Source organism: Segatella asaccharophila (genome assembly GCF_054687055.1).
In genome coordinates, this window is sequence record NZ_BAACAN010000029.1 from 23,703 (window position 1) to 29,702 (window position 6,000).

General features: G+C 34.7%; 4 protein-coding genes. 2 read left to right on the top strand and 2 right to left on the bottom strand.

What is annotated here, in order from left to right; genetic code table 11:
* Positions 1–347 precede the first annotated feature (347 nt).
* Positions 348–1,232, bottom strand: a complete 885-nt coding sequence (locus tag ACYRYG_RS12055) for a GIY-YIG nuclease family protein (RefSeq protein WP_460198270.1) — start codon at positions 1,230–1,232, stop codon at positions 348–350.
* A gap of 499 nt (positions 1,233–1,731) precedes the next feature.
* Here ACYRYG_RS12055 and ACYRYG_RS12060 point away from each other — a divergent pair, with 499 nt between their 5' ends.
* Together ACYRYG_RS12060 and ACYRYG_RS12065 are read left to right on the top strand one after the other, a co-directional pair.
* The gene (locus tag ACYRYG_RS12060; RefSeq protein ID WP_460198271.1) at positions 1,732–1,920 is read left to right on the top strand and encodes a hypothetical protein; all 189 of its coding nucleotides are present in this window, start codon (positions 1,732–1,734) and stop codon (positions 1,918–1,920) included.
* 1,394 nt (positions 1,921–3,314) lie between these two features.
* A complete protein-coding gene (locus ACYRYG_RS12065; protein WP_460198272.1) occupies positions 3,315–4,259 on the top strand; it encodes a phage/plasmid replication domain-containing protein in 945 nt (314 codons plus the stop codon).
* Positions 4,260–4,422: 163 nt separating this feature from the next.
* Here the strand turns inward: ACYRYG_RS12065 and ACYRYG_RS12070 are convergent, their stop codons facing one another.
* Positions 4,423–5,880 carry a tyrosine-type recombinase/integrase gene (locus tag ACYRYG_RS12070; protein ID WP_460198273.1) on the bottom strand — a complete coding sequence of 486 codons (1,458 nt, stop codon included), beginning with the start codon at positions 5,878–5,880 and terminating at the stop codon, positions 4,423–4,425.
* Between the last annotated feature and the right edge of the window lie 120 nt (positions 5,881–6,000).

Genomic DNA, 6,000 nt, shown 5'->3' on the forward strand with positions numbered 1-6,000 from the left:
TAGTTACATACCATTTAAAATTTTCCAGAAGTCAACGGCAACAAAATTACATCGTCAATTTTAGTGCAACGAATTAACCTGCTGCACGAGCGTGAAGCATTTTAAGAGGCTTTCTGCCGCCATACCTATAGGTTTACCTACGAATATAAACGTGTTGCATTAAATACGTTGTTCCAATATTGACATCAATAAAGTCCTCAAGTATACAAAAGCCTATGGGCTGTTTCAACAGGCAGACAAATCCAATGGATCTCGTAATATGTTCGTTGAAGTAACCTTTGGATACCGATTCAAGATCTAAATATTGGGCATCACTGGATTAAGCCCTACCCTTTAAAACAACCAATTTAGTTATTATTATAACCAAATTCTCTTGTTCCAAACTTCCGTTTATATAAGGATTCCCTGTCTATAGCATGCTCTTTAAGTATTTTCAAAGGAAGTGTTTCAAGAATGCACCATTGAAAATACTTCTTTGCGTATGATACATCCTTTTCAACCAATGGTTTCAAATCCTTATCTCCACCATGTCCATACTCTGCATACTCTTTCCATCTGCCCCATATACCTTTTGTGTTATAGGTAGAACCAATATACTGCTTACCTGTATGCTTGTCAAGTATCAGATAGATACAGTTGCAACTCTCCAATTTTGATTTCCATTCAGCGTTTTCTGTGTTGACAATCCGACTCAATTGGCCATAATCAAGTAATACGTCCTCAAATTGTGTGAACAATGGTATATTGTTCTCCTGGAGTCCACGGTCTATCCGTATAACAGGCATCTCATGGTTGTAATTCTGCAGCCAACTTACAGGACTTTTCCAATCTATGATGATACGTTCTTTCAATATGTCAAATCCCTTAAGTTCCTGAAAATTAAACTTAGCTTGTTTTTCCTCTTTATAATCTTCGATTTCTTTGATTATTCCACAGTTCTTAAAGACACCCACAAATCTCGCAGAAGAACTTTCCTCACCTATAAAGGCAACTATATAATCAACATTTTTAAAATGTTTCTCTAATTGCTCACTTTGATAGCTTAAGAATACATCATGTTCGTTTAAATATAAATCATAAAGTGAATTGGGATATTCTTTTCCATCAATGATCTTTTTCTTCCGATTGTCCTTATGCCTAAGGAGCCTGACACACCTCTTATCTGCATTATCAAACTCTGCATTGCGTTCTTTAAGTAATGCTTGAATCGTTGTAATAAAAGTTTTGTCCATAATAATTATTTGTTTAAGTTAAACTCTATTTCTGTTTTTCAAATATACAGGCCATTCCCCTCATATATCATGGGGAACCATTTACCATCCTTTCAGATCATTATCAAATACTAAGCTCATATGAATTGAAACTGTTTCATCACCAACAATAGTGTTACTTGGCATTTAACATACAAATATAGCTGTTATTTTTAGAAAATGCCCTGCTATCCTTCCAATTTATCTAACCTTCATACATAAATAAAAGTTAAAACATTGCCTGATTTCGGAGTATTCTATAAAATATTGAACAATTTCTTCGTGATATGATGTTTAATTATTACTCGGATATTGTGCTGTAAATAATTTGTACAGATTATGACTTCGTTTATTCTCGGAAGAATTCTTTCGAGAGAGTATTCTATTGAATAAATCAAAGTATAATCAGCATACAATTTTAAAACATTGTAATACATTTAGATAATATGCCAAAAGTAGAAGAAATAGGTAATAACAAACTATGCTTGACCTCAGAGATCCTATTCCAACCTTCGTCTGGCTTACAGAAGCAGCAGTCAATGATGTTAATGTCCTTGATATCATGCCGGTAGAGGCTGGATCGATCTATCTGATGGAAAAGGATACGCTGACTCTGGAGCCTGTTCAACAGAATCCATCAACAGGGTGCTTCCTTCGTTACCCGTACTAAGGACAATATAAAATATAAAGTCGAAGACAGAAGGGAAGCTAATAAGACAGCTGGGCCTATCAGTGATGAGAATATCAGACTGACCGGTTTCATCCTTCCTAAGGATTTATCCTGACCTGATGCGACTTGTAACATACGAAGATTATGACACCAATAATATCTATCAGTTCCTGACTGATAACTTCACGCATGAAGCAATCACCATAACGGAACTGTACCGGGAACACCGGAACGTAGAGCTTCTTCAAATGGATAAAGCAGCATTTGCATATCAAGTCGTTCTTCGGAACCAACCTGAATGCAGTATTTACACAAATACGGACTGCATTCTGTGACTATCTGTCTTTGCTTATTGCTCCGTAAGGTCTACCATATTAATCAAGAACTTTATATTTTCTCTAAGGTCATTGGACTGGTACTATTGATGTCACCTACTGACCTGTTTAACCAGATTGACGAGTCTAAATTAAAGTCTGGGGATGACAGTCAATTATGGCTATTTGAAGAACAATTATTCAATGTATAAATATCCCGGACAATAGTATTCTAATTTATGTAGTATAAACTCTGGACAGGTAACCTGATAGAGATGACTAATAATCAAAGTATACATTACCAGATTAGAAATAGGTTTCATATCTATAATCCCATGTTCATATTTATAATTAAGGAAGAACCTATATACTGTAGAATATTACAAATTAAGGAATAACTTATATCTTAATATAGTCCCATGTTCATATTTATAATTAAGGAAGAACCTATATACTGTAGAATATTACAAATTAAGGAATAACTTATATCTTAATAATAATATATTAGAGTAGGGGCCCTGACTTTCAAATGAATATTTTATTGAGTGACAGAATTTCCTCAAAATGATTGATTTAAATGTATCGTCTCTGTAGATTTTTTCCCTTAAAATCCTATGGACTGGCGTAAGAGATAGCTGGCAGGCTATCATTTTTCTTACATTGATCCCGAATAGAACCCTGAAGTTATTGTCAATTTAACACCTTAGCCGTTTAGGCAAAAAGAAATGGAGTTTCTTAACTTCTATGTTGCTTCCCAAATAATCGGAAAAACAGCATAGAAGACAGATAATATTCAAATTCCATGAAATTTTTTCTCTTTTTTTGAAGTAAAAAAGGGTTTAGAGAGTATAATTTTAGAAAGAGAAAAAAATAGGAGGATAAATAAAAAATATAAATGAAAGGAAAAAGGAAAACAAGAAACAATATAATTGTAACAGGTGGGAATGCCGGAATTCGGAAAGCGCTATATACCGGGCAGCTTGAGGTCATTCAGAATAACCTAGAGATCACATTCTCAAATCAAAGTCTGATTCAGAATGGATCAGGGCAATTTAAAAAAAAATCAAAATATTTTACATTATGTATGATACAATCAATTTATACTATGATTTAAAGCAGGAAGATGAATTCAAACGGTTAATCCCGCTCATAAATCCAAGTAAAAAAGAATTTTGTTATGGGGATTACAGGGAAATACGGGCCATTTACCATGGCCATATTGAATACTTGAATGTAACTCTCAGTCCAAACAGGATATGTATTAATAACAGAAGCTTTTGCAAGTGGCTGAAGGGCGATAATCTCCAGAGACTAACGCTGAAGGATATAAAAGAAGGGATAGAAAAACTATCTAAAATTTTGAATCTTCCCATGGACAAGGCAATAGTGTCACGTGTAGATATAGGACTGAACATTATTGTCCGACACCCTGTAGAATTCTATTTATCACATCTAGGAACATCAAGCCGGACAAAACGGCTGCTTCAATCTCACGGCCTTTATTATCATCAAACTAATGTGGATTTTGTTCTTTACGACAAATTAGAAGAATTCCAAAATGGAAATAATAGAATACCGGAAAAATATACCGGAAAGAACCTGTTAAGAATTGAACTAAGAATCGAACATAATCTAAATCACATATTCAAAAAAAAAGTTACGGCCGGTCTTTTGTATGATAAAGAATTTTATAGCTCTCTCGTGAAATTATGGGCCGATCACTACTATAAAATTCATAAAATTAATGATATATGTCTAGACTTGAATAGTATAAGAACCATTAATGATTTTCGCCGGGCATACATCCTCATTCTATCTCAGGAACTAGGTGGAGAATTAGAAGCCTTAGACCAAATCGAAAAGGCCCGGAAAAGCAAAATGATAGGCAACCATAAAGCTTATAATTTCAGACAAAAGATTATCAGTGCATATAATATCAAAAACAATTTTATCAAGCCTGATGAAGCGATAGAAGAACTCGATCAAAAAATAAAGGACTGTGTGGCAACTGAACTTGGAACGTAATTTGAAGTGTGTCAGGGAGCTTCTTTATGCCCTTATTGAAATGATGGAAATCATCAGAATAATCCCGGAAAATACCGGGATTTTCAGGAATCAAAGTCGGGTGGCTGAGAAAACTCCGGTTCTTGCCATCGGCTGACGAAAATAAATCAGCAGACCCTAATTATCAGCTTATTAAGTCTATTACCTTTTTCTTCAGATCGTTGTCGATTGTGCGATAACGGTTAAAAGCCTTTGAACCTTCGACATGACCGGTCATCGAGCAAATTATGTTTGGATCCTGAACTTTGTTATATGCATTGCCTGAAAAAGTACGGCGGGCCATGTGCGATGATGCGATTTTCCATACAGGTATTTTTTCTTCGATTTGAGTTAAAGGATTAAGTTTGTCAATCAGTCTATCTATACCGCATACGTAACAAACGTCCTTAATCGCATCATTATATTTTTGTGGGCTGATGCAAGGAAACAATCTGCCTTTTTTGTCAATACCTTGATATTTTGAAATCAACTTTTGTGCCCGCAGGCACAGTGGTACTGATACTACAGTCTGTCTGACTGATTTTGTTTTGACAGGTATATAATTTAACATGTTATTTTTGTCAATACTGTCAGGTTTTAATGTCATGAGATCCGAAACCCGGCATCCGATCAGGCACTGAAAAATAAAGATGTCTCTTTGCGTCAACATAGTTGATACTGCAGACTTGATAGGCTTTCTTTCTTCTTTTGACATCTGCAACCATTTTCCTTTAATATCAAAAGTTGCTATCTTATTTCTTTCTTCTAATGTTAAAAAATAAGGTGTACCGTATCTTTCAGTCCCGATTTCAATACCGTCAAAGGGTTGATTTTTTGTATAACGATTTTTGATAAGATAATTAAAAAATGCTTTCAACTCTTTTTTACGTTCAATTAGTGAGTTACGACCTCGCTTGTTGATTTTAGTAATACCAATTTTTTCAAAAACTCTCGGATATTCTTTCAGCAGCTCTGCTTCGTCCTTGTAAAAGTCAAAGAAATCACTTATGATATCCGTGCTGATAGTTTCAATATCAAGTGTAAAATCCTTATGCTTTTTATCTGTCAGTCTTATAAATTGCTCGTATGTTTTCAAGACTTTGAAAACACATCTTGATTTCTTCTGATTGTTATAAGTAACACCCTCACGGTTGAGGTATATGTCTGCATAGTCATCAAATGTCTTTACTTTTTCAACTTCTGTATCTGCTTTATCCTTGTTTTTCAATTTGAAAATTACATCCTCGATTGTCTGCTTTGTTAAATCATTAATCTGTATATTTTCAGTCAGCTTTTCTACGCTTTCAAGGGTTTCTCTGTCAAGATCATCTGCATCATGTCCCAGCAAATTACATATAATAGTGTATCTTGCAATCAGTGTTTCAAGATCTGCTTTTGCTTTTTTAGCCTGCATGATTTCCAGCTTGTTGAATTTTCCTGATTTTGGTATACAGATTTCATTGTTTTTAAACCAATCCGGCTTGATGTAAATTCCTGATTTGAACTGATGCCTGTTTGACCTTGTAATTCCGAGCCGGAAAATAACCTGTGCCGTACCGCCAGCCCCGTCACATTTTTTAGAAACAATAATTGTTGTTTTCATTCGAAAATGTTTTTATTGCGAACAGCCTATAAATCGGCTATTCAGGTTTAACTTATTTGTTTTGACACAATAAAAGAATAAGCAGGCTGCGGTATGCTGTCTGCGGCTATTGGCTTAGGC